Source organism: Corallococcus praedator (assembly GCF_003612125.1).
GTDB classification, from domain to species: Bacteria; Myxococcota; Myxococcia; order Myxococcales; family Myxococcaceae; genus Corallococcus; species Corallococcus praedator.
This window is the reverse complement of record NZ_RAWI01001051.1, coordinates 1-442: the sequence shown is the minus strand read 5'-3', so window position 1 is coordinate 442 and position 442 is coordinate 1. Positions and strand designations below refer to the sequence as shown.

Below are 442 nucleotides of genomic sequence, written 5' to 3'. Positions count from 1 at the left end.
GCCCAGGAAATCCCCTTTTTCGACCTGCGAAATCCGACCCGATCCGACCCAGTCGCCCTGATTTTCGGTGTAGAAAAAATCGCCGGACTCGTTCATGCCGTAGCCAGCGGGCGAGCGCATCCCGGCCGCGAAGGGCGTCATTTTGCCATCAGGCGTGATTTCGAGTGTCCAGCCGCGCCAGGGCACTAAGCTCACGCGCCATGCCCCAAGCTGTTGCTCCAGCCCACGTTGAGCGTCACGAGCATGTTGCCGTTGGGCAAAAACGTCGGCCCGTAGGAATACTCGTGGTAATTGCCCGACAGCGGCCAGGAATACACTTTATCGTAGGAGTCGGCGCGGCCGTCGCCATCGTTGTCGTGCAGGCGGGTTACCTCGCTGCGCTGCGTCACGTAAATGTCGCCGTCTTTGTAAGCCAGTCCCAGCGGTTCGTGCAAGCCATGGG

The 442-nt window shown here is 60.6% G+C and carries 2 protein-coding genes; both read right to left on the bottom strand.

Going from position 1 to position 442, the window contains the following annotated elements; all coding sequences use genetic code 11:
• The coding region (locus D7Y13_RS50145) for a hypothetical protein (protein WP_208734640.1) at positions 1 to 195 on the bottom strand (195 nt) is incomplete at its 3' end.
• On the bottom strand, positions 192 to 442 hold a 251-nt coding region (locus D7Y13_RS50140), incomplete at its 5' end, for a hypothetical protein (protein WP_208734639.1). The genes D7Y13_RS50140 and D7Y13_RS50145, both read right to left, overlap by 4 nt.